The organism is Paracoccaceae bacterium (assembly GCA_033344815.1).
Classification (GTDB): domain Bacteria; phylum Pseudomonadota; class Alphaproteobacteria; order Rhodobacterales; family Rhodobacteraceae; genus Roseobacter.
The window spans coordinates 1606739-1631958 of record JAWPMR010000001.1; the positions used below are offsets into that span (position 1 = coordinate 1606739).

Annotated in this window: 11 protein-coding genes, 1 tRNA gene and 2 pseudogenes; 8 read left to right on the forward strand and 6 right to left on the reverse strand. The window is 57.0% G+C overall.

Translation table 11 applies throughout. The features are described from left to right. Positions 1-11: 11 nt before the first annotated feature. The 3 genes from R8G34_07565 to R8G34_07575 all read left to right on the forward strand — a co-directional run bounded on the left by R8G34_07565 (position 12) and on the right by R8G34_07575 (position 3518). Positions 12-968: an ABC transporter permease gene (locus R8G34_07565; GenBank protein ID MDW3222737.1), complete on the forward strand. Its 957-nt coding sequence runs from the start codon at positions 12-14 to the stop codon at positions 966-968. Further along, complete coding sequence (locus tag R8G34_07570; protein ID MDW3222738.1) at positions 965-1777, forward strand: ABC transporter permease; 813 nt, start codon at positions 965-967, stop codon at positions 1775-1777. The genes R8G34_07565 and R8G34_07570 overlap by 4 nt, the downstream gene beginning before the upstream one ends. Positions 1778-1880: 103 nt before the next feature. Beyond that, a complete protein-coding gene (locus R8G34_07575; GenBank protein ID MDW3222739.1) occupies positions 1881-3518 on the forward strand; it encodes an ABC transporter ATP-binding protein in 1638 nt (545 codons plus the stop codon). A 168-nt stretch (positions 3519-3686) separates the two neighbouring features. On the opposite strand, the gene R8G34_07580 is transcribed toward R8G34_07575, so the two are convergent. Then, positions 3687-4172: a hypothetical protein gene (locus R8G34_07580; protein ID MDW3222740.1), complete on the reverse strand. Its 486-nt coding sequence runs from the start codon at positions 4170-4172 to the stop codon at positions 3687-3689. 214 nt (positions 4173-4386) lie between these two features. On the opposite strand from R8G34_07580, the gene R8G34_07585 reads away from it, so the two are divergent. Both R8G34_07585 and R8G34_07590 read left to right on the forward strand, forming a co-directional pair. After that, a complete protein-coding gene (locus R8G34_07585) occupies positions 4387-5010 on the forward strand; it encodes a PAS domain-containing protein (GenBank protein ID MDW3222741.1) in 624 nt (207 codons plus the stop codon). Positions 5011-5084: 74 nt separating this feature from the next. Next, the gene (locus tag R8G34_07590) at positions 5085-5921 is read left to right on the forward strand and encodes an alkaline phosphatase family protein (protein MDW3222742.1); all 837 of its coding nucleotides are present in this window, start codon (positions 5085-5087) and stop codon (positions 5919-5921) included. Positions 5922-5924: 3 nt separating this feature from the next. Here the strand turns inward: R8G34_07590 and R8G34_07595 are convergent, their stop codons facing one another. The 4 genes and pseudogenes from R8G34_07595 to R8G34_07610 form a co-directional block, all read right to left on the reverse strand. Continuing rightward, complete coding sequence (locus R8G34_07595; GenBank protein MDW3222743.1) at positions 5925-7817, reverse strand: acyl-CoA synthetase; 1893 nt, start codon at positions 7815-7817, stop codon at positions 5925-5927. A 143-nt stretch (positions 7818-7960) separates the two neighbouring features. Continuing rightward, positions 7961-9772, reverse strand: a complete 1812-nt coding sequence (locus R8G34_07600) for an ABC transporter transmembrane domain-containing protein (GenBank protein ID MDW3222744.1) — start codon at positions 9770-9772, stop codon at positions 7961-7963. 994 nt (positions 9773-10766) lie between these two features. Then, positions 10767-10840: transfer RNA gene (locus R8G34_07605), tRNA-Gly, on the reverse strand. Positions 10841-11012: 172 nt separating this feature from the next. Next, a pseudogene (locus R8G34_07610) lies at positions 11013-12145 on the reverse strand (IS1182 family transposase). A gap of 462 nt (positions 12146-12607) precedes the next feature. Between R8G34_07610 and R8G34_07615 the strand changes: the two are divergent. The 3 genes from R8G34_07615 to R8G34_07625 all read left to right on the forward strand — a co-directional run bounded on the left by R8G34_07615 (position 12608) and on the right by R8G34_07625 (position 23597). Next, a complete protein-coding gene (locus R8G34_07615; protein MDW3222745.1) occupies positions 12608-13621 on the forward strand; it encodes a DUF1214 domain-containing protein in 1014 nt (337 codons plus the stop codon). A gap of 60 nt (positions 13622-13681) precedes the next feature. Beyond that, entirely contained in the window at positions 13682-13954 is a 273-nt protein-coding gene (locus R8G34_07620) for a hypothetical protein (protein MDW3222746.1), read from the forward strand. A gap of 1645 nt (positions 13955-15599) precedes the next feature. Continuing rightward, positions 15600-23597: a calcium-binding protein gene (locus R8G34_07625; GenBank protein ID MDW3222747.1), complete on the forward strand. Its 7998-nt coding sequence runs from the start codon at positions 15600-15602 to the stop codon at positions 23595-23597. A gap of 521 nt (positions 23598-24118) precedes the next feature. On the opposite strand, the pseudogene R8G34_07630 reads toward R8G34_07625, so the two are convergent. Next, a pseudogene (locus R8G34_07630) lies at positions 24119-24722 on the reverse strand (integrase core domain-containing protein). Between the last annotated feature and the right edge of the window lie 498 nt (positions 24723-25220).

Consider the following 25220-nt stretch of genomic DNA (forward strand, 5'->3'; position numbering starts at 1 on the left):
GGGTCCGCAAAATGCACCCCATTCTGATACTGGTCGCCCAACGCTTAGCGTTGGGCTTCCTGTTACTCCTCGCCGCCTCAATCCTGATTTTTGCAGGCACCTCCATTCTCCCCGGAGATGTGGCACAACAAATCCTCGGACAATCCGCGACACCCGAAGCGCTGGAAAACCTGCGCCGTGAACTTGGATTGAACGAACCCGCCGTATCGCGATATTTCAGCTGGCTCGGCGGCATCCTGCAGGGGGATCTCGGCACCGCCCTGACAAACGGTCGCGACATCGCTGAAAGCCTCGGCAGCCGACTGGCAAACACCCTCTTCCTCGCATTCTGGGCCGCGGTCATCGCTGTGCCGCTTGCGATTTTCCTCGGCCTGCTCGCAGTGCGTTACAAGGACCGCTGGCCTGACAAACTCATCTCCGGTGTGACATTGACCACCATTTCGATCCCCGAATTCATGATCGGCTATATCCTGATCTACTGGGTCTCGATCAAATGGGGCATGTTCTCTTCCGTGGCGATCATCAATGACAGCATGTCGCTGGGCCAGAAACTCAACGCCATCGCCATTCCGGTCATGGTGCTGACGCTGGTGGTGCTGGCGCATATGATGCGCATGACCCGTGCGGCCATCCTGAACGTGATGCAATCCGCCTACATCGAAACGGCCGAGCTCAAGGGCCTCGGCATGCTGAAAATCATCCGCAAACACGCCTTTCCCAACGCCATCGCGCCCATCGTGAATGTGGTGATGATCAACCTCGCCTATCTGGTTGTCGGCGTTGTGGTGGTCGAGGTGGTCTTTGCCTATCCCGGCATGGGGCAATATCTGGTGGATCACGTGGCCAAACGCGACGTGCCCGTGGTGCAGGCCTGCGGTCTGATCTTTGCTGCCGTCTACATCGGGTTGAACCTGATTGCGGACATCGTATCCATTCTGGCCAATCCAAGACTGAGGCACCCGAAATGAGGATCCCCCTTTCCGCCCTCATCGGGTTGTTTTTCACCGGCCTGTTCTTTTTCATGGCCATTTTTGCCTCCTTCCTCGCCCCCTACGGCATGGCAGAAGTCGTCGGCGACGTCTGGGAACCGCCCTCTGATCAATTCATGCTGGGCACCGACAGCATCGGGCGCGATCTGCTCAGCCGGATGATCTATGGCGGCCAAACAACGATCTTTATCGCCACCGCTGCCACCATCCTCAGCTTTGTCACAGGGTCGGTTCTGGGCTTCTTCGCCGCCGTTTCAGGGGGGTGGGTGGATCAGGCAATCAGCCGATTTGTCGATTTGATCATGTCGATCCCCTCGCTGATCTTCGCGCTTGTGGTGCTCTCCGTGATGCCCACAACGATCCCCATCCTGATCATCCTGATGGGGCTTCTGGACAGCACCCGCGTTTATCGTCTTGCCCGTGCCGTCGCGGTGGACATCACGGTCATGGATTACGTGGAGGCCGCTCGCCTGCGGGGGGAAAAGATCGGCTGGATCATTTTCCGCGAAACTCTGCCCAACGCGCTCTCTCCCCTGGTGGCCGAAATGGGCCTGCGTTTCATCTTTGCGGTGCTCTTTGTCTCCACGCTGTCCTTCCTTGGACTTGGCGTGCAACCGCCACAAGCGGATTGGGGCGGCATCGTGAAAGAGAACAAGGAAGGCATCAACTACGGCATCTCGGCCGCCCTCTACCCCGCCTATGCCATCGCGGTTCTGTGTATCTCGATCAACCTCGTGGCGGATTGGGTGCTGAACCGGACCACATCGCTGAAAGGGGGCCGGGGATGAAGCAAGCTTCGCACAACACAACGAGCCCCCGGGTTGGCGGGTGGGCGCCTTTGGCGCAGCCAAACAGACCCACCGCCACCCGGCTCAAAAGGGCGCTGACATCATGACTGAACCTCTTCTCAAAGTCCGCGGCCTCAAAATTGGTGCCACAATTTACCCGCCGGGTGAAAAATCACGTGACATCGAAATTGTGCATGGCGTGGATTTCGACCTTGGACCTGGCAAGGTCCTCGGCCTGATCGGCGAATCCGGCGCTGGCAAATCCACCATCGGTCTGGCCTCCATGGCCTATGGCCGTGGTGGCGTGGAAATCACTGGCGGCACAGTGGAAATCAACGGGCGTGACATCCTCTCCTCCGGCCTGCGCGATGTGCGCCGGTTGCGCGGCGCTGAAGTCACCTATGTCTCGCAGTCTGCGGCGGCCTCTTTCAACCCGGCCAAACAGATCATGGAACAGGTCACAGAGGCCGCGATTTTCCAAAACAAGTTCTCCAAACAGGAAGCCGAAGCCCGCGCGGTGGAACTCTTCACCAAACTCGGCCTGCCGGATCCTGGAAACATCGGATCGCGCTACCCGCATCAGGTCTCAGGTGGGCAATTGCAACGCTGCATGACTGCGCTCGCACTTTGCCCGGAACCCGATCTTGTGGTCTTTGATGAACCGACCACCGCTCTCGATGTCACCACACAGATCGACGTGCTGGCCGCCATAAAGGAGGCGATCCGCGACACCGGTGTGGCCGCGCTCTACATCACGCACGATCTCGCGGTGGTGGCACAAGTCAGTGACCACATCATGGTCCTGCAACAGGGCGCCATGGTCGAATACGGCACCACGGATCAAATCATCAACGCCCCAAAAGAAGAGTACACGCAGGCACTGGTCTCTGTGCGCTCGATTGATCACGCTGAACAACGACCCACGCAAACACCGGTTCTCAAGGTCGAAGGCATCACGGCGCGATATCGCGGCACGGATTTTGACGTGCTCAAGAACATCAATGTGGAATTACACCCCGGTCAGACGCTGGCCGTTGTCGGCGAATCCGGATCCGGAAAATCGACGCTGGCGCGCGTGATCACGGGATTGCTGCCCCCCTCCGCGGGTCAGATCACCTTTGATGGGCGCGTATTGACACCTGACCTGCCAACGCGCCCGCTGGAAGATCTGCGCGAATTGCAGATGATCTATCAGATGGCAGATACGGCGATGAACCCGCGCCAGACCGTGGGCACGATCATTGGACGCCCGCTGGAATTCTATTTCGGGCTCAAAGGCGCGGAAAAACAAAAGCGCATTCAGGAATTGCTGGATGAAATCGAACTGGGTGACGGGTTTCAGGACCGTTACCCGGCAGAACTTTCCGGCGGTCAGAAACAGCGCGTCTGCATCGCCCGGGCGCTTGCGGCCAAGCCCAAACTGATCATCTGCGATGAGGTTACCTCAGCGCTTGATCCGCTGGTGGCCGACGGCATCCTCAAACTGCTGCTACGGCTGCAAAAGGCCGACGATGTCTCTTATCTGTTCATCACCCATGATCTGGCCACGGTGCGCGCCATTGCCGATAGCATCGCGGTCATGCTGCGCGGTGAGGTCGTCCGCTACGGTCCCAAGAGCGAAGTTCTGTCGCCCCCCTTTGATGATTACACGGATCTGTTGCTCAGTTCGGTCCCGGAGATGGAGTTAGGCTGGCTCGAAAAGGTGATCGCCACACGCAAAATGGAGAGTGCGGGCAACTAGAGCGGCGTGATTTGACCCTCACCCCCATGTTCGCTGCCCTTCCCTTCGGCCATACCTTCAAAATTGAATTTGAAAGCCCCAAGTAAACGTCGAAACGCCATAGCCTGGCGGCCATCGCCGAAATCAAACCTTGGTCTGCGCGCCGTCCCTGCAAGCGATTTGCGGGCTTCAGGAAGCGACGACCTTGCCGTGATGCGCCTTGAAAATGACATCCAGCTGATCACTGCTGCGCATCCCTTCGACCGTCTGGTGCAACCCACCTGATCCGTCAAAGAGCAACAACGTCACGTTGCCCACCCCATGACGGACCGCAAAAGTGCGCCCTTCAGGCGTGGTGATATCCGCAATCAGATACACCAGATCACATTCGCCAAATCCTTTCAGCGCTTTGCGCGCCTGTTTTTGCAATGCGGTGCATGTCGGGCATTGCGGATCATGGACCTGTACCACCACCGGCTTGCCCTGCCCGACCCGGCTGAGATCATGCTCGGCGGCATAGGCACGAAACGATCCCATCGCGACATAACCGCCGCCCGCCACAGCACCCAAAGCAATCGCCCCGTTCCGCACCACCTTGAAAAAATCGCGGCGCGTCGGGTTTGCATCCATCCGGGCCTTGGATTTGCGCGGGCGGTTCTTACGGGATTTACTCATCGGGACTTCCAATTGCGAAACAGTACAACACCCTAGGCCGGGTAATCCAAGCCGGGCAAAGGCTTTCGCGCCCTGCCGGTGTCACAATCCTGTCAGATCGCCGTGAAGCGGTGGTGATCGCATTCAGGGTCGGCGCGCGGAAAACGTGGCCATGCTGCCAGGCCTTTTTTTGTATCGCGCGCCGCATTGACGGTTTGACAAGCAGGCTTTGTCAATGTCATCGTCACCAACTGTGGATGATGTCATACCTTCCTTCGTGCAAATACCGACCGAGATCAGAAAACTGTGTGACGCCCTCCCGGTGCCCATTACTTTCGCTGATCCGAATGCGCATGACTTGCCCTTGGTCTATGTGAACGAAGCGTTTGAAAAACTGACGCAATGGCAGTCTGCCGACATCCTGGGCAAAAACTGCCGTTTCCTGCAAGGACCGAAAACGGACCGGACCATCGTCGAGGATCTTGCGCTGTCTTTTCACAATCGTGAGAGCGACGTATGCAGCCTGGTAAATTACAAACGCGATGGAACCGAGTTCGTGAACCTGATTGTGGTGGAACCGGTCCATGTTTCGAAAACTCTGGAATTGTTGATGGGATGCCAGTTTGAATACCAAGTCGGATCCAATCAAAAATCCCATGCTCAAAATGCCGCTGCAATTGACTTTGCCTTGCGACAATTGCACATGGGCCGCTCTTTGGGGGCCAAACGCACAACGGAGTTGGAAACCTACATGTTGGACTCCGTCCTCATGCGGTTCAACGCCGTTTTTGCCAACGTTCAGAATCAACTCATCGCCACCGCCGCGGCAAAAATGCAAAAAGAACTCACTGCGAAATAGACCGCACGCCCTTTGCGACGCGGATGACGCCCCCGCCGTGGCGTCCAATGACGCGATGTAAAAGGAGAGCGGCGATGGAAAACAAACTGTTGTTGATCATTCTCGACGGGGTGCCGTGGCGCAACTGGCGGCGCCTGTTTGGCAACCTGGAAGGTTGGGTTGATCGCGGCGATGCACGGGTCTGGAAAATCCGCTCGGTGCTGCCGTCCACCTCAGCGAGCTGTTATGCCTCGATCCACACAGGTGTTACCCCTGCCGAACACGGATGTACCGGAAACGACAACGTATTTCGCCTGTCCCAGCCGGATGTATTTTCCCAGACACGTCGCGCGGGTGGGGTGACGGGTGCGGTATCGCATTCGTTCTGGTCTGAGTTTTTCAATCGCGCCCCTTTCGATCCAGTGCGCGATATAGAATATGATGAACCGGAAAGCATGAGCATCAACCATGGGCGTTTTCATACCATGAAAGGTTACGGGTTGATCAATCAAATGACCCCGTCAGATGCGGACCTGTTTGCGACTCTCACCCGGCTTTGCGAAAAGTTTGATCTCAACTACGGCATGCTGCACAGCTGCACGCTGGACTGTATGGGCCATCGGTTTTTCCACGACTGTCAGGAGATGGATCACGCCTGTTTCGCAATGGATGAAATGCTGGCCCCCTACATCACGCGCTGGCGTGATGCGGGGTATGAGGTGATTGTGACAGCGGATCACGGACAGGATGCACGCGGGCACCACGGCGGGCGTGACCCGTTACAGCAAGACGCCGCGCTATATTATTTCGGATCCGCACAGGGGCCGGACCCGGATCATGAGATTGACCAGTTACAACTGGCGCCCACGATCCTGTCACGGCTTCGCGCCCCCATCGCCGAAACGATGAAGGCGCCTGTTTTTCTGACCTGAACCTCAGGCGGCAACGGCGCTGCTGGCCAGTTCCCATGGGCGCACAAACGCGCTGAGCGCGTCGGAAATCGCATCTTCGCCTGTGCCATTGGGTTCGATCTGCGCGAGCAACCCGCGTTTTTTATCATCGACAACCGACACCACCCGCGCGCTGACGCCCGCATTTTCAAGGGCTGCATTGTAAATTCGCGTGATCGCCATCTTGCGTAAATCCGGTTTGAAGATCTTGCCCACCGCAGTCTTTGGCAGTTCTTGCAGGACCGTCATGTGTTTGGGTTGTGCGGCCCGTTCGTGCACATGTTCCTTGCAAAAGGCCAAGAGTTCTTCCTCGGAAACGCTCGCGCCGTCCACCAGTTCGACAAAGGCGCAGGGCACCTCGCCGGAATGCGCATCAGGCTGACCAATCGCCCCGGCAAAAGCCACGGCCTTATGATGCAGCAAAGCCTCCTCGATCTCTGCCGGGTCAATGTTGTGCCCACCCCGAATGATCAAATCCTTTGCCCGCCCGGTGATCCAGAGATATCCATCCGGATCAACCCGGCCAAGATCCCCTGTACGCAGATGATTGCCGTAATAGAGATCCTTGTTTTTATCCTCTTCGGTATAAGTATTGCCCACAAACACACCGGGATTGGCCACGCAGATTTCGCCAATCTCATCGGTATCCGCTTCAATGGGACCATTTGGCGTTTCCTTGAATATCTTCACCTGGCAATAGGGCAATGGCACGCCGATGCTGCCGACCTTCTTGGGTCCGTCCACTGGATTGCAGGACACAAGACAGGTCGCTTCGGTCAGCCCATACCCTTCGACCAATGTCACGCCAGTGGCCTTTTCAAAACGGCGGAAGAGTTCAAGCGGCAAAGGAGCCGAGCCTGAAAACGCGGTTTTCACGGTGCTGACGTCCGCATCAATCGGGCGCTGCATCTTCGCGGAAATCGCAGTGGGCACCGTGATCACAAAGGTGATCTTCCAGCGCTCTACCAGCTTCCAGAAATTGTCCATGACCCCTTCGCCGCGATATCCCTGTGGGGTTGGAAAGACCACATGCGCGCCCGAGGTCACGGCCGCCATCAGGATGACATGGCAGGCAAAGACATGAAACAGCGGCAGCGGACAGATGATGTTGTCTTCCTCGGAAAACAACAGTTTCGTGCCCAGCCAACCGTTGTAAATCAGCCCGGAATATCGGTGCTGTGCCACCTTGGGCATGCCGGTCGTGCCGCCGGTGTGAAAATAGCAGGCAACACGATCTTCCTGAATGTCTTCGAAACTCAGAACCTTGGGCTGCCTGGCCACCTCGGCGCGAAAATCCAGGTATTTCGCGTGGTTCTGGACCGTCCGCTTGGGCCGGATCAGCGGCACAATCCACGACTTGGGCGGGGTCAGATAGCGCAGCAAATCGACCTCAAGCACGGTGGTGACATTCGGCGCCAGCGCCACGGCCTCAGCTGTTTTATCGGCCACGTCCGTCTTGGGGAACGGGCGCAGTGTCACCACGACCTTGGCGTTCGTTTCACGCAGGATGGAGCCGATCTGTTCGGCATCCAGCAGGGGATTGATCGGGTTGACGATGCCTGCCACAGCCCCGCCCAGCAATGCCAGAACGGTTTCATTGGCATTTGGCAAGACATAAGCCACCACATCGGTTTCGGTGACCCCAAGGCTGCGAAACAGGTTTGCGGTCTGGGTGACCTGCTCTTTGAGTGCGGACCATTTGATGGTTTCCGCGCGGTCTTTGGGGCCAGAAAAAATCTGGTAACTGACGGCATTGTGGTTCGGGAACTTTCCGGCCGTCTCGCTCAGCAGCCCATAAAGCGTTTTTGGCAGCTCACGATCCGTCCATGGCATTTCGGCCTCTATCGCATCGCGATCCTCAATCCCGGCAAAACTCATTCAAATTCCTCCCAAACCGCCCGATTTCAGGCGTTTTATCATTGGCAAGGAAGATGGGGCCTAATGCGTTTCAGTGCAAGCTTTGCAATGGGCATCCACCGCTGCGCAACGCTGCGTCACGGGCGCGGTTGGTGCAGAACTGCCTATTCCGCAGCAATACCATCGGTGAATTGCAACCGCGCCAGCCGCGCATAAAGCCCGTCCTCGGCAACCAACGCGTCATGCGGCCCGCTGGCGACCACACGGCCCTGATCCATCACTACAATCCGGTCGGCTTTTTTAACGGTGGCAAGCCGATGCGCGACAATGAGGGTCGTGCGTCCTTTGCTCAAGATATCCACCGCCGCCTGGACGGCGCGTTCGCTTTCTGCATCCAGTGCGCTTGTTGCCTCATCCAGCAACAACACAGGGGCGTCGCGCAAAATGGCACGGGCAATCGCAATCCGCTGCTTTTGTCCGCCCGACAGCATTACGCCCCGCTCTCCGAGATAGGCATCATACCCATCTGGCAGCGCGGTAATGAAATCATGCGCCGCAGCGGCCTTGGCGGCGGTTTCGATCTCCGCGTCCGTGGCACCGGGACGTCCAAAACGAATATTGTCGCGCGCAGAGGCGGCAAAGATCACCGGATCCTGCGGCACAAGCGCAACCGCCTTGCGAAAGGTATCCCGCCGCAGATCGCTCAGATTCACCCCATCCAGTGTGATCTGGCCCGAGGTTGGATCGTAAAACCGCAACAGCATCTGAATGATTGTTGTTTTACCCGCCCCCGATGGGCCCACAAAAGCCACGGTCTCACCGGGCTCGATTTGTAAACTCACATGGTCAAGTGCGTTGATCTTGGGCCGTGACGGATAGGCAAAGGTGACATCTTCAAAGGCAATGCGGCCGCTTACGGTTGCCGGTAAATCCACGCCTTTGTCCGGATCCAAAACGGTGTCTTCGGTTTGCAACAGCTCGACCAATCGTTCGGTGGCACCGGCGGCGCGTTGCAACTCTCCCCAAATCTCGGACAAGGCCGCAACACCCCCCGCAACCATGACCGCATAGATCACGAATTGCACCAAGGCCCCTTGCGACATGTCACCCGCGCGGACGTCCCGCGCACCAATCCAGAGCACGCCGACAATGCCCGCAAACACCAGAAAAATCACAATCACGGTCATCAAGGCCCGCGTCGTGACACGGCGGCGTGCGGCGTCATAAGACAGTTCGGTCACTTCGGAAAACTCGGCCCGGCTGGCAGTTTCATGGGTGAAGGCCTGCACGGTCTGCACCGCGCTCAGAGCCTCAGACGCATTGGCCGATGACGCAGCGATCCAGTCCTGATTTTCGCGACTCAGGAAGCGCAAGCGACGCCCCAGCACCAGAATGGGCACAATCACCGCCGGCACAATCAGGAGTACAAGCCCCGTCAATTTCGCCGAGGTCAGCATCATCAAGGCCAGCCCGCCCACAAAGATCAACAGATTGCGCAGAGCGATAGAAACCGATGACCCGATCACGGACAGGATCAGCGTTGTATCCGTGGTGATCCGGCTCAATACCTCACCGGTCATGACCTTTTCATAAAAAGCCGGACTCATGCCGATCACACGATCAAAAACCGCCTTGCGGATGTCGGCCACAACCCGTTCGCCCAAGCGCGTGACCAGCGCGTAGCGTAGGCCCGTGCCAATCGCCAGAAGCGCCGCGATACCGAGTGCTGCGGCGAAATACTGATCCAGAATATGAGAATTCGCGGTGTCAAAATTATCAACCACACGGCGGACTGCCAAAGGCAGCGTCAAAGATATTACGGCAGTGGTTACCAGAGCGCCAATGGCTGCAATCAACAGTCCGCGGTATGGCCACACGAAAGGCAGCAGCGCGGAAAGCGCGCCGATCTGGCGCGATTTGGCGCGTTCTTCAGTCTTGCCCGGCGCTGCGGGAACCGGGGTCGTCGTTCGAGCCATGGCGGGTCCTCTATTTCTTAACACATTTCATGGCGGCCCGCGCGCCAAGGGTCAAGGCTTGGCAGGTGTTAACTATTTGGATGGAGCCGAAATGCCGCGGATTGATTCTGTACCAAATCATAAGGCGGCGGTGAGATGAGGTCGTCAGCGGGTTGGCTTGTCAGCGAAATTTGGAATTGCCCCCATCCCGAATGTCGAGCCGTGATCCAGCATCCAAATTTCTCTGGATTGATCGCTGTCCTGGCAATTTTCGTGTGATCCGGCTTGCCCCCACGGGGGTTCAAGTCGACAAACGCAGGCCGACATCTGTCCCAGCCTGCACGCGCGGTGACGAGACCTTCCGGACCAAGGCAACCTGCCTTTCATACGCGCCGTTGGACTCCGATCTCTGGTCGCTTGCGGTATGGTCTGGATCGGCGCTGGACCGAAATCCTGTCAGACGGTAAGCAGCGCGATTGGGCGCAGCCGTTTCAATGAGACGTGGTTTGAGCAGCGATGATCTCTGGCGACTTTCTTTTTCCACTGAATGGTGTTTTGCCGTCAGGTCGTTGGGTAGCGGGTCACGGTGCATTTGTTTGGACTCGGTCCGGGCGAACATTCAACAGGCTGTTCCTGATGCTTTTGGTTTTCTTGACCCGCTGACCTGCGTTGTGACGCTTACCGCGGATTTTGCCGACGCTACCGGACACCGCAAGCGGCCCTTCGCAGATCGTCCGCGGCGGGTAAATACGCAGATGAAATTCGAAAATACATGCGTCGCAAAGCGAAAAGCCGAGGGCTCACTCCAAGAAGTAATCTTCCAAGGATCAGAGCGCCTCACTGCATCTCAGCAAGTCGCACTTACCCTCAGGTGGGAACGTTTTTTCATTCGACTGCGATGCCTAAAGTGCAACTGCAATCGCGGCTTGATGTTGTTGTTGGAGTGTAGCGACTCTGTCTATCGCACCAGATCCACTTGGCCTGGCGCAATATCATGAATTAATTAGTAAATCTCTGGAGCGGGCGGCGGGAATCGAACCCGCGTCATTAGCTTGGAAGGCTAAGGTCTTACCACTACACAACGCCCGCTGAACGAAGTTAGGTATTATTTCATAGCTATGTGGGCGTCAAGTGGCATCACTGAATGATTGTGATTGTAGACTTGTTGACAGTCACTTTCGGCCGATTCTGTGGAAAAAAACAACGTGTTGCTGGCGCAGAAAGTTGCGGCTTGAACTGCACACGAGCGCCTTTCTGATTGGGCCTTTTGCGTTTGCTGCGGTGCGGGAAAGATCTTGGCCAGTTTGCGGAGGTTTTGGGCGGTTGCGGCGAGGAGGAATTCGTCGTTTGCGCCGCATGGGCCTCGTAATCGGAGGCGTCCCAAGCCAGGAATGCGTTTGAGGTGGGCAAAGAGCATCTCGACCTTTTTTCTCAGCTTCATCGAGATGACGTATCGCTTGGTCTTGGCAATGTCGCGCGCAACCTGGCATGCGTCTTCGGTTTCTTCTCGAGTGATCTTGCGGGCATCGGCGTTCGGGCAGCACTTGGCTTTGGACGGGCAAGCCTGGCAGACCTCTTTGAGAGCACGATAGCGCGCAGTGCCTTTGCCAGTCGGCCCACGGTTCGGGTCGGAGTAGTTTCGGCGGAACTTCCTGAGGGCATGACCTTCTGGGCAGATGTATTGGTCGTTCTCCGCGTCCCATTCAAAGTGTGCACGAGACCAAGTGCCGTAGGCGGTGTCTGCAATCAGCCGCTCCGGATGCAGATCGAAATTGGCCTTTGCCCGGTTGAGCATGGTCTTGGTAGATCCAACCTCGGCCTGGCGGATTGAGCGGGTGGCTTCCACGTCGACAATGACGCCGTGGTTGTGTCGATCAGGTAGTTGTCCGAATAACTAAAGAACGCTGGGCAATTGCGTGCTACTGTCCGCTGGCTCGCCGGATCGGAATGCGAGGTGAACTTGGGCTGAACCTCGCTCGCTGCTCCGAATGCCGCCTCATCCAATGTGTCGAGATACGCGCGCACGGCACGCGGCGCGTCGGTTGGATCAATGGTCAATGCGTCCCAATCTTCCTTGGGTGTCGAGTTCTGCTTGTTCGCATCGGCTTCGATCAGGCTGGCATCGATTGCCATGCGCTGGCCACTGACGAGACCTTCCTCAATGCACCGTGCCACCGTTGTCTCAAATAGATGTCGGAGCAGTTCGCTCTCGCGAAAACGGCCATGACGGTTCTTGGAGAAGGTCGAGTGATCCGGAACGCGATCATTCAGATCAAGACAGCAAAACCACCGGTAGGCGAGGTTCAGATGCACCTCTTCACACAGCCGCCGTTCGGAACGGATGCCGAAGCAGTACACAACCAACAGCATTCGGATCAGAAGTTCAGGGTCGATGATCTACTGCCATGGAAAACCGCCCCATAAGGCGGTCTGACCGGACGCTCACGCAGGAAGTGACCGACGCGCCATTGTTGCAGGTACTGACCCACAGAAGGATTCCGGTTTGTCGAGGCACACCAAATACTTCCACCGACAGATAGTCGATCTGACCCTGCCAACGTCCGCTTCAGGCTGACTGCTGTCATCTGACAGTTTCCGTCAGGAGTTGCGAACTGGTCGAACTGTTTAAGCGGGAGCTATGCGCAGATAGCGACCTTTGCAAAGTTTGGCCCGTTTCCCGACAGCGGACTTTCGTGTTGCGTGCGGCGAATGACGGGTGAGAGACCAACGTACTGGATGCTGCACCGCGCACCAACGTCCGCTAATTTGGCTATCGCCCAAAGAAACGACAAGATCAGACTGGTTTCTGAAAAAGGCTTATGTCATCCTTCTCCTTGATGATTTGGAGGAGATTTTATGGTTTGTCGTACTGTGGTCTCAATTTCGGTGGCACTTGGCCTCGTGCTAGGCACGTCGTTATTCGCTCAAGAGCGCGTAAACGTCAGAAATTTCCCACAGGCAGAGACAGAGACATATTTCAAGGCAATCGTCGCGCAGGGCGCCTTGGGCGAAATGACTCACGAACGTGAGTTGACTCCGATTGACGCTCAAACAGTGGTGCAAATGAACCGGGACACGCTATATTCAAGCGCCGTATTTGACTTGTCGGAACCAGTAACGATCACAGCGGAAAACGACGATGGCAGATTTCAATCATTCTTGATCATCAACCAGAAGAACTTTGTAAAAGGTGTCGAACACGCGCCCACCTCCTTCGAACTGACACAAGAGCGAATGGGCTCGCGCTATGCCACCGTGCTTGTGCGAACGCTAGTGGACATAAACAATGACGCTGACATCAAGCTGGCACACGCCGCACAAGACAGTATTTCTGTTAGCCAGTCAGACCCGGGCTCGCTAGAGCTCACGGATTGGGACAAGACAACCCTTGACGACTTGCGTGCCAAGCTCAAACCACTTGCCGAGTACGAACCGGATACATTTGGAAGGTTCGCCGATGAAAATGAGATTGACCCCGTCAACTTCCTGATCGGAACTGCCATTGGCTGGGGTGGAAACCCTCGCGAAGCGGCTGTTTATTTTCCGTCGGTCCCTGACCAGAATAATGGCAAGCAAGCCTTCACGATGACCATGAAAGATGTCCCGGTTGATGGCTTCTGGTCACTGAGCGTCTACAACAAAGACGGCTTTTTCGTGGAAAACGAACACGACGCTTACACTGTGAACAACCTAACAGCACAAACCGAGGAGGATGGTAGCGTGATAATCCACTTCGGTGGCGACCCTGACCAACCAAATTACCTCTACTTACCTGAAAACTGGAAGTATCTGATGCGTCTCTACCGTCCCGAACAAGAGATCATCGATGGTAGCTGGGAGATGCCTCAGCTGGTGGCGGTGAACCCATAACACTTTGCCGGACCCGCTTTGCTTTAGGGTTTTTTGCAGTAGTGGCACCTATTGCATTTGATGGCCGTCCTGCTGAGCCAGAGACAAAAAAAGTCGAACATTATCGGCCGAAATAACAAAAACAGACATTGGCGCAGCCGCAGCGAAAGGCGGGAAAGTCCCGCATTGAGTGAGTTCGCGACCCGCGTAGTGAAGGTCCGCTATCGTAAATTCGCGTCTAAGACCATGGGTCTGCTTTGGGCTGCCTGCCGCCATCTGGCAGCAGGTTCCCGACGCGGATTCGCTGCAAGCCTGCTGCTGCATCGCCGCAAGTCCGATGTGAGCCCAACCTGATCTTTGCATGCAGTGCGGCGAACGGCGGACTACACTGTCACAATCCAATCCTACAGAACCAAAACACGCAACTAGTCAACGGACGGATTTGCCCTTCTCACCCAAGCCGACCAGCCCTGAGTTGAATGCACGCTAGGGCTCACAATCACCCGTTTTGGGAAAGAGCTAGTTTTGCCAAAACAGATGAGATGCGACCGTCGCGTCGCAACTATCAAGCCGCTCAAAAACACCAGCAACCAAGACTCAAACCTTACGTCCCAGCTTTGGCAATAGTTTTTTTGCCGAACACGGCGCGAATTACCCATGTGACGCAAGTGCCAGAAAGGACCCAAAACCAATTCTACGGATTTGAGCGACGCCATCGCGCTCTTTGCTGTCTTGGGTGATTACGCAACGCATCAATCCTATACTACCAATTTCGTAAGCCTTCAATTATCTGTCCTTTTGGCATTTCGATGTACCACTCGATTGCCATCGCTTGACTTTCTGGCAAATAATGAATGCGGCGAGCATGGTTCCAGACGGTTCGAAAATACTTGAGCACATGATTGGGACCAGAAGGCGTGCTGGCCATTGCGCGATGTCGCTCTGCCAACATCGACGTTGAAATCTCATCCACAGCCCTGGCCAACGTGCAGGACGCGTCCCTCCCCCTAACTCTCCTCCCGAAATTTTTCACCCAAGCCCCGGCCTAAAGGAAAACTCCCATGAAACTCAGTGTATTTGGTGCCGCTGGCGCTATCGGCTCTCGCGTGGAAGTCACTCGGCGGCGGCCTGTTTTTTTATAATTGCGGTCTACTTTTTCCGCCTTCGCTGCCAGCGCATCCTCTGGAATGGATCGGACTGACGGACTGAGGCACTTAGAGAACCCTTGGCAACTGGACACGAACAGCACCTTCAGTAAAGCCCATCACTTCTCCCATAAGAATTCTATCAAGACGTCGAATTTGTCCAAATTTCCGACCCAACATTTGTGTATCGAAATAACCAAGCCTCCTACACGAAAGTTCGTCAAAAGTTTCCGATTTCAATCCTGGATATTGTGAGCAGAACTGGCACGTTAAACTTGGGCCAGTCAGACGCGCGTATGCCTTGGGCATGTAGATCCGGCTTCGCAAGTGACCGGCCCTGCCAGACAAGAAAGATGTTGGTGGGCGCCGACTGTTGAACAGCCTCTTTGTCTGATTTGCTCGAAGCCCAGCGCTCGGATACGGCACCAGCGACGTCTCATCTGTTCCAGTGCCTTTTGATGAATGCCAAGTCTCCACGGCTATTTGGTTCCATGGCAGCATCGATGTCCACGCTGCTTGAAGCGAGTTTGACCGCGCAGGTGAGCCGATACGATACACGGGGACAGAGCAGGTTTTAACGATCAGGAACCGTTTAACACGACTAAGGCAACAGGTCTGCACGAACCGCTAGAACATTGGCCGGTGGTGGCACCCGAAATGGCCACAAACAGGTCTGGCACCGGCCCAAACTGTGTTGACACAACGTTAACGGCTAAATAGCCTCATTCGAAATAATAATTAAATTCATAGAGATGCTCCCCAATGCGGGATCTCGCAAAGCCATTTTTATAACCCGGGCTGACGTTGCCGAGTAATTTGACCTCGGAAAAAATACCCCGGACAGGGAGACAGTCATGGCCCTTTCGTATTTCGGCAGCAACTATAATGTCGTCGCCACCACGGTAACTTTTACACCAAAAGACAGCCAGTTTGGCCCCGGCGCCGGTGGTGATCCGATCGAGCCCATGTTCTTTGGCATCGGCGGTGATGAATTACGAACGACCCCGTTCAGTGTCGGCGGTCCCGTGGTGCTTGATTTGCCCTTTCTGGGCGAGACCGAGGTACTGCGGGCGCGATTATTCGGCGAGTTGGGCGCGCGTCTGGGCCTCGAGATAATCGCCGGGCTGGAGAAAGGCGCAGACGACCCAGACGATCCTGAAATTATCACAGCGGGCCAGATCGCTGCCGTTTTACCTTACGATTTGGTGGTGGCCTATCCCACGCTTGCACCGGATGTTGCTTCAGGCGATCTGGTTGATCTGTTTTTTGATACGAATTTCAATCCTGGTGCAAGTTCTGATACCGGGTTTCAGACCCGGTTTCCCAGTCTGATTTTTGAGATGAACCTGATCAACGAGCTTGATGTCGTTCTTGGGGCTGAGGTCGGTGTGCTCGGGGCGAACACAACGTTCACGCCTGTTGATTTCGAAGCCTCTTCATCGATTCCGCTGATTTCTGTGGATACCGCGCGTACGGATGACGAGGGCGGTGCGGACCCGCTCAACATACTGGGCGTCGGCACACAAACGATTATCAGCCTTCTGGGTCTTGATCCGATCGAGAACGAAAACGGCGAGTTCGCTGGCATCTCCGTGCCGCTCAATGCCTTTTTTGACACAACCCTGCCGTCGGACCGCGCGGGTAGCGACACCGATGTGACCGGCGAGCAACCCACCGGCCGCGTGCCCGAGCGCCCCGAGATCGACATCGGCCGGATCGAATTATTCGTACCCAACATCAACGTCACGTCCAAGGAAGTTGACGGCGTTTACGTCGCTGATCCCGATAAGCGCGTGGTCAACGGCGTGATACAGGACGATGAAACGGGCCGCGGCGACAAGGATGATCTGGCAGCACTGGTTCTGGATCTGGATGGCCTTACCACGCTTGCCACCGGCGGGGCCTTTCCACCACTTGAATTGGGGTGGGAGCTCTTTAACAGCAACAATGGCGAAAGCGACGAGGACGCCAGCCCCTTTGAGTTGGCCATCGATTTCTACTATAACTTGCTTGACGTGGAACTTCGTGCCGCTTTCCCACTGGCGCAAGAGTTCGAACTGACGCCTGAAATTGCAACAAAAGTATCGTTCTTCGAGACGACGCCGGAGGGCGAAAAGGGCGACGCGGTTGCCGTACAGGTCGCGCAGACGAAAAAGCAATTGCTCTTTGATGCATCCGGTTCGTTTACCAGCGATGCTGTGGCGCAGCGGTTGTCGGAACTGGCCGCCCAATCCACGCAAGTGGCGCGCGACATCGCGTTATTCGTTGACCTTGAGCGCGCCATTCCCGGTGCCTTTACAGGCGACGTGGGGGGCGTATCAGGCGTGCTGGGCATCAGCCGCGATGGCGGGGCGTTCCAGCCGCTGGATGCTTTGGGCGATACGCCTATCATCGAATCCGCGCCACAACTGGGCGAAAACCAAAATGTCGACCTTGATCTGACCGGCGTGCAGTTTGGCTATATCATCAGCAGCCAGATCGACGGGCCAGAAACGACCGAAGTTATCCCGTTGGACTTTGACCCGGACGCGACCGTCTTTCGTCTGGTGGATGTTGAAACACCGGCGGGGTTGACCGAAACTGATTTCCTGACCGATCTGTCGGCCCTGAATGTGGTCTATGGCGGTGAGCAGATCTTCGTCGAGGTCGAGACCGAGGCGCGCCCAATCATACGGAGCAAGACCGGGTTGGAGTTCGATCTGTCTCTTTTGCTGTCGGGACTGGAGTTCGAAGCCGGGTTCAACGCCAGCGTCGATCTGGGACCTTTCTCGGTTGGGGTCGGCCTTGACCTGGGCGTTGGGCCACTGTTTGACGAGATCATTCCGCTGTTTAATGCGGATATCATTACGCTATTTGACGAGACATTCTCGATCACTGACAGCCGGACGACCTCATCCTTTTTGCTGGGCGGCGATGAGGCTCAGGGCGAACTTGCGCCGGGTGCCATTGTCGGTACGGAAGATGACGACAAGGTAGCCGCGGACGAGATCGACCCTGTCGCCGTCGCCGATGCGACACAGCAAGCCGCCGACGCTCAGGTCGTGATCGATGAAACCACACCGTTGATTCCCCCGGCCATTGCTGCCGTGCCCCCTGCTGAGGCTCAGTTAGCACAGGCAAATGCGGTGGAGGCGGTCGCCCAAGCGACCTTGCAGCGCAATATTCAGTTGTTCAACTTTGGCCTTATCACCGCAGCACAACTTCAGGAAAGCAGGGATGCTTTCGAGCAGGCGCAAGCTAACACCGCAAATGCACTTGCAGTGCGCAATGCACTTGTGGCTGAGCGTGACGGCCTGATCCAAACGCTCAATGATGCAAACGCTGATCTGGCGGAGGCCGAACAGATACTGGCCGACTTGAACGGAAACCCTGAGTTGCTGGGCACAGCGCAAGCTGATGTTATCGTCGGGCTTGCAGGTGACGATCGGTTGTTGGGTCTGGAGGGCGATGACACGCTGTTTCCGGGCGAGGGCGCGGACAGCGTTGACGGAGGCGCGGGCATTGATCTGGTAGATTTCAGTGATTTGAACGGCCAGGTTCTGACCACAGCTTACGCGGGTCTGCTGCCGTCGGGCGCGCGCGCGGGGGTTGATGCAACGCTGGATGGCGGGATTGAGACCGTAGCCGAAGTGACCAGCGCTGGTACCGCAGGCGCGATCACAGAAGTCAGCAACGTGGAGCGTTGGCGCCTGACCGATTCAGCCGATGTCTTGCGGATGCAGATATTGGTCGGGCCCGAACTGGATACATTGCGTGAGGTCGCGCTGCTGGGCGGTGACGATGTGGTCGAGGTCTCCGGGCTTGCTCTGCGCAGTGTAGATGCCGCGCCTATGACCGTAGATCTGGGCGATGGCGACGACCTGTTCACCATAGCGAACAGCGGCGGTCTGGCGGATCTTGCGCCGGGCATGACCCTCTTGGGCGGAGCGGGTACGGACACCCTCGCCTTGACCGGAGACGTGGATTTACAAGTGCCTTCAGGGCCGCTTGGCGCAACCTTTACCGGGTTCGAGAACATTATCCAGTTGGGCAGCGGTGCCGCAACTTTGGCGGGTGATGACGGGGCCAACAGGGTACAAGATGGCTCAGGCGATGGCGTTCTGATCGGACGCGGCGGCGTGGATACTCTGCTGGGCGGTGGTGGCAATGACCGTCTGATCGGGGGTCTGGGCGCGGATGTGCTGGACGGTGGTTCCGGGACAGATACGGTCAGCTACGCCGACAGCACCACATCGATTTTTATCCGCGAAGTGCCCGGCGCTCAGATGCTGGGCTTTCGTGGCGAGGCACAGGGTGATGTGCTCATCAACATCGAACGGATCGAAGGCTCGGCGTTCAACGATCTGTTCCGTGGCGGCGACCGCAGCATGACCATTGAGGGCGGCGCGGGTGATGACCGTATCGTCGCAGGCGCTGGCAACGATACAATTTCTGGACAAGACGGCAACGACCTGCTCTTGCGCGCCGAAGAGGGGCAAGTCTTCGGTACTAACACATTTGATGGCGGCGACGGGTTTGACTTGCTGGGCGGATTCGAGGGCGGCGTGCGTTTCGCCACCGGATCTGTCACTGGGACTGTGCGCTTTGTTGACCGCGATCCACGCGGTATCTTACCTTTTCAAGACAATAACATAGATCGCACCGGGACATTCACCTATACCTCACCGGTAGAGCAGTTCCTGCGCGTGCGCATGGCCGATGGTGTGGCCCAGATGGTCGAGGATGACCTCAACAGCAATGCCATCTTCACCAGTGTCAGCGTGTTGGGCCGCTACAACTACACCGAGTTTGGCTTGTTCAACATACCAACGGACTGGCGCAATGTGAACATTCAAACCTTTGAGCAGTTTGGCTTCACGCGCGCATCATTGCTGGCTTCGAGCAACGATTTCGTAGATGGAACCGGTCGGGATTCGCTGAATACCTTCATCGCCGATGCCGTCAGCGGCCTGTCGTCCAGCGAAATTGTCTCGAGCTTTTATTCGTCCGACATCCGCTCCATCGGTTCCTTGTCCTCTAACGAGCGTATCCTGTCGACCGATACTTTCACCAATGTAGAAGGCATTATCGGCACCGCGCAGGACGACGAGCTTTTCGGTGCTGGCGCTGATGAGGCGTTCTACGGCAACGGTGGGGACGACTACATCGAGGCCGCAGCGGGCGATGACATTCTGGGCTTTGGTGAGGGCCAGGCCCTGCGGGATCTGACCGATCCACCCGGCGAAACCGCTGTTCCAACCTTTGGTCGGCGCGGCGGGACAAATGCGCCACAGAACAACCCCACCATTCTTGAGCGTCTCCGGACTCTGGACCCTGACGACAATGTGGCGAGCGCATCGCGCGTGACCCTGACGGGCGACGTCGACGGTGCCGGAAATACCCGCGTTGACTGGGGCTCGTTTCTCTGGGGCGGCAACGGGATCGACACGCTGGATCTACGCTTTGACCGGGGCCTCAACTTCTTGCCGACAGATGGGCCAGCGGCCCGCGCCATCGTCGATCTGGACGTGGCACCCACCAACACCACAATCAACACCTTCACCGGGGAACGTGTCGTCTATGGCACCGCAGTCTTTACCAACCCGGGTGAAGACGCGAGCGCAAGGGGCTCTTACGTCAATGCAACGCTTTATGGCATCGAAAACGTGCTGGGCACGGCGAACGATGACATCATAAGCGGCGACGGGCGCGACAACCGCATTGAGGGCGGCGGAGGAGCCGACACCATGGACGGGCGCGGCGGCACGGATACGGCCAGCTACGCGCTAGCGTCCGAAGGCATTGCGTTGAATCTGCTGCGCGACGGTGCTGGCGTCCGGCTGGACAACACGGGCGGTGGCACAGGCGACGCTGCGGGTGATACGGCGGTCGGCTTTGAGACCTATGTCAGCACTGACTTTGGGGATACGGTGACGGTAACGGGGGCCGTGGACGTGACATCGGCCACCATTACGATTGACGTCGACCATGTGTTTCCGGCCGTTACCATACCTGACCCGGACCCGCTGTTGGACGTTACCCTGCCGGAAGAGACGAAAACCTTCAGCGAAACTGTTGCGGTCTATGACGAGCTGGCGACCCCCCTGGCACCCTTGGTTACACTGTCGCTGGGTGCTGGAGATGATGTGCTGACGGCGGATGCAGGCGCTCCGGTCGCTGCTGATCTGGGCGAAGGAGCTGATACGGCGCATCTTTCCGGCGTAGGTCACGATATCGACCTTGGCCTTGGTGACGATATGGTCACCATTGCTGAACTACCCGATGCTGCACTGACGGGACACTCGGAGTTCGAACGCACCACGTTCATCGATGGCGGAGAGGGCGTGGATACAGTGATTTTCGCGCCGGATGCGTTTGTCAGCCTTCGCTCGGATGGCGCAGGCCGCGCAGTGGTTACCGTCGATGCCACGCCAAGCCAGATTGAGACCTCTGCGGTCATAGCCGGGCGCAGCTTCACCCAATCCGACTCGGAAGGTCCCAACCGCACATCGGTTTTTGACGGTCCCGTGGACCTGACGCAAGAAGACGCCTATTTTGCGGCACTGGAGGATGCCACCGCATCCCCGGCCATTTACGACCTGACCAATATTGAGTTCATCGAGATTGCAGGCGAGCGGATACGCCTCAACGCAGCCGATCCGGTGGTAGATGCCGACAAGACGTTGGCGATTACGGAGGACGCGCGCGATCCCTTCGATCTGGGCATCAACGTCTCGGCAGCAGAGCGCACAGCAAGCGCGACGTTCCGCATAGAAACACTGCCAGAGACAGCGCAGATCGCCCTGCCCGCTGCTGGCGCGGTGGCCGTCGGCGACATCCTCTCCGCCGATGAGTTGGAAGCGCTGCAGGTTATTCCGGGGCAGCTGTTCGGGAATGCGGTGGACCAGTTGGAATATGCCCGCGTCGATCCACCAGAGCCCGAAGCGCCGCGCATCGCCACCCTGCCAAGCACAGCCCCCGTGGACGGCGTATCGCTGAACATCACAGCGCCGGTAAGCCCTGACGGCGACCCGATCACCGTCACGATCACAGACGTGCCAGACAGTGGAACTCTGTTCATCATGCGCCCCGACCCTGGCTTTCTTGCGCTTGGGGTGACGATGTTGATGCCCGTAGAGGTTGTGGCAGGCGATACGCTGACCGCCGAGGAGCTTGCGGACCTGGCCTACCGCCCCGCTGACAACGCAACAGGATCGGTTGGGGCTGTAGCCTATGTGGCAGATACCGGTCTTGGCCTGCGCCAGCTGGATCAAACCACGCAAAGCGACGATGCGCCTGCTGAACGTGATGGGCGAGCGGAACAGGTGATCACCATCGAAATCACGCCTGTCGATGACGCGCCGCAAGTGTCTCGCCTGCTCTACCCGCTCTCACCGAATGGTGTTTTGGAAGCGACAATAAGCGCGTCAGATGCAGAGGACGATGCGTTTACCCTGAGTGTCGAAGAGCAACCGACGCTGGGCTCGCTGGATCTGAACTCGGACGGCTCATTCGTGTACAGACAGAACGAGCAAGTGGATTTCGCAGGCGCGGAATTCATCGAAGACCGTTTCAGCGTGCGTGCCATACAAGACGGCAGCACTTTGTCATCTCCGGCGGTCACGCAAGTTGTCCGCATCATAAACCCGGCCACCCAAACACCTATTGTGTTTGATGCGACACGGCCCGACGTCTTCTTTGACGACCAGGGCGATCCCATCGCGCTTGGGGGGTTAGGAACAGACGATACAATCATCGGCCATGGCGGCAATGATCACTTGTTCGGCTTTGGGGGCAATGACCGTATTCTGGGTTTTGCCGGGGATGATAATCTCTTGGGCGGTACCGGCGATGACACGCTGAATGGGGGCGAAGGGAACGACACAATCGAAGGCGGCGACGGTGACGATCGCATTTTTGCAGGACCGGGCGAAGATTCGATCAGCGGCGGTGCCGGTGACGACCTGCTGGAAGGCAATATTGGCAGCGACACGCTCAACGGGGACAGTGGCGATGACATTCTGCGCGGTGCCGACGGGAATGACGTGATTGACGGCGGCGACGGTGACGACGTGGCATTTGGGGGGAACGGCGACGATATTATCATTGGCGGCGCAGGTGACGACATGCTCGGTGGCAATGGGGGCGACGACACGATCGACGGCGGTAGCGGCGACGACACACTTGTCGGCGATACTGGCATCGACGTGCTGATTGGTGGTGGCGGTGCGGATACTCTGCGGGGCGGCGGCGGAGATGACACGCTCTTTGGCGGCGACGGGGATGACCTGATGTTCGGCTCCGCCAGCGAAGACCTGCTCTTTGGCGGCGCGGGCAATGATGTGCTGAATGGCAACAGCCAAGCGGACGAGCTCTTTGGCGGCACTGGCAATGATATTCTGCGGGGTGGCGACGGCTTTGACTTTCTTGATGGAGAAGCGGGGGCTGATGTTCTGGTAGGTGGCAATGGCAATGACATTCTGAAGGGCGGCAGCGGACAAGACACCCTGCGCGGTCAGGCCAACAGCGATACATTCGTCTTCGAAAACGCCTCGGACTCCGCTTTTGGTAGTGCGGATGTTATCGATGGCATTGACGGGGTTGGCAGCGCAGGTGGTGATATAATCGATGTGTCGTTGATTGATGCCGATGTCGCCAACAGCGGAGACCAGAGCTTTACCTTCCTCGGTGAGATCACCACGGCGCAGGGCCTCGCAGCAGGCGCAGGCGCGCTTTGGGTTGAGAATTCAGGCGACCAAACGCGCCTCTATGGTCTTGTCGACGACGATAACACAATCGATCTCGCCGTTCGGATAAACGATGGTGTCGGCACGATGGCTGGCGGCTATTTTACTGGCGACTTTATTCTATAGTGGACAGACGATATGAGCCAAAAGAGGTCACAAGCATTCGACCCCGTCGGTTAGGTGGATTGCAACGCGAAAGGACAACAGGCTTTTCATTTAGTCATCATCTTCCCCCAACCTATTGATTTTTTTTGGAAAGGGGAATTTTTCAATGTGCGAAAAAGCGGTCGCTGCGGGAAAATCAGGTGCAGTCGAAATAGATTGAGGTTGAACCCATTGCGGGTTGATTGACCAAGTCACCCGGTGTTGGCCAAAGTAACGCACATCATATCCCGTTGCATGAACGATAAAAATTCCAGAATTAACTTTGGTGGGGTCAACACTTCTGCGAGCTGGATTTACCCAACCAAATTAGAACTTTGATGCCGAACCAACGACATTCAATTGTGTTGATCCACACGCTTGGATCTTCCTCTCTAAGGCCCTATCCAAACCTTAATGGCGTTTTCCAAGTCACAAGGTAAAAACGGCGCTATGTGTGCTCCGATTTAAGGTGGGATGTGTCTGAGCGCTTCCCTATTGCCCCCTTAGCTCCCGCATTCACAACGGAAGCTCGCATGTCTGCATTTCATGCTCAGGGCGCTGATTTGGACAAGCGTGTCAGGCGCAGAGCCCTGCAGTTGCCCAGGCGTCCGGCGCATTTCTGCGGGCGTTTGACTGCCCGGCGATGGGTGCGGCCTGACGGCATTGTCGTGCGATCGCCACAGCGCCGGTTTGCGCCGGGCATCATCCAGACTGTCGAAGAGCGCATCGTTTTCGCATTGCGCAGAGTGCCATTAAATGACCCGATGCAGGCATTCGCTGGGGCTTGCCCCGGATCGATGTAGCGCCAGTCGAAATTGTCGTCATTGACCCATTTCAGGACCGCCCGACCGATGGACTCTATGCGGGTGACCGACTTTGCTGGCCGAAGCGTTACAGGCCCGAAGAAGCGCATCCAACGCGCGTGTGACGCGGGCAAGCATCGCCCCGATCCGGCAGTACTCAAATCGGCGGCGCTTGGCTGCGACGGCCTTCATCTCCGCTCTATTCTCGGGAGTGTCCGGCGGGCAATCACGCCGAACAGTTTTGGGGATCGACAGAGACAAACCGGCAGATCCTGCGCCTCGAGACATCATGCGACCGCATCGCACCCGCGCCCATTTGGTCAGCATCGCCTGTCCGTGCCCGGCAGATACTGAGCCGCCACAATACCTAGCATGGAGGCCGTCGGCAGGGTCTGGCCACCTCAGAACTGCAAAACAGGTTGAAAGAACTTGGTGTTTACGTGACCGATGATTCTAATACAGACACGCCTTGGAATTGCAGACCGATATCGACCGATTGGCAAAAGCACTGGAAATGCCAGATGCAATTGCGGTCTCGGCAAAGTTTCAAGACGTAAAGAACGGCAATGCGCGCGACGTCGCAGCCGTACCGGATCGAGGGGATTTGCAATCGAGGAATGCGGCACGCGTGTCGCTGCATCGAACTGAATACCGATCAATCAATTCCTGTTCCGTCAGATAGTATTTGAACGTCAACCAGCGGTACTACAGTGACAACGACTGCAATATTCCTGCTTCTGTTCGTCTTGAGACTTTTGTCGTTGCTCCAATTACCGCCCGAGGCCGACATGGCTATTTCCTG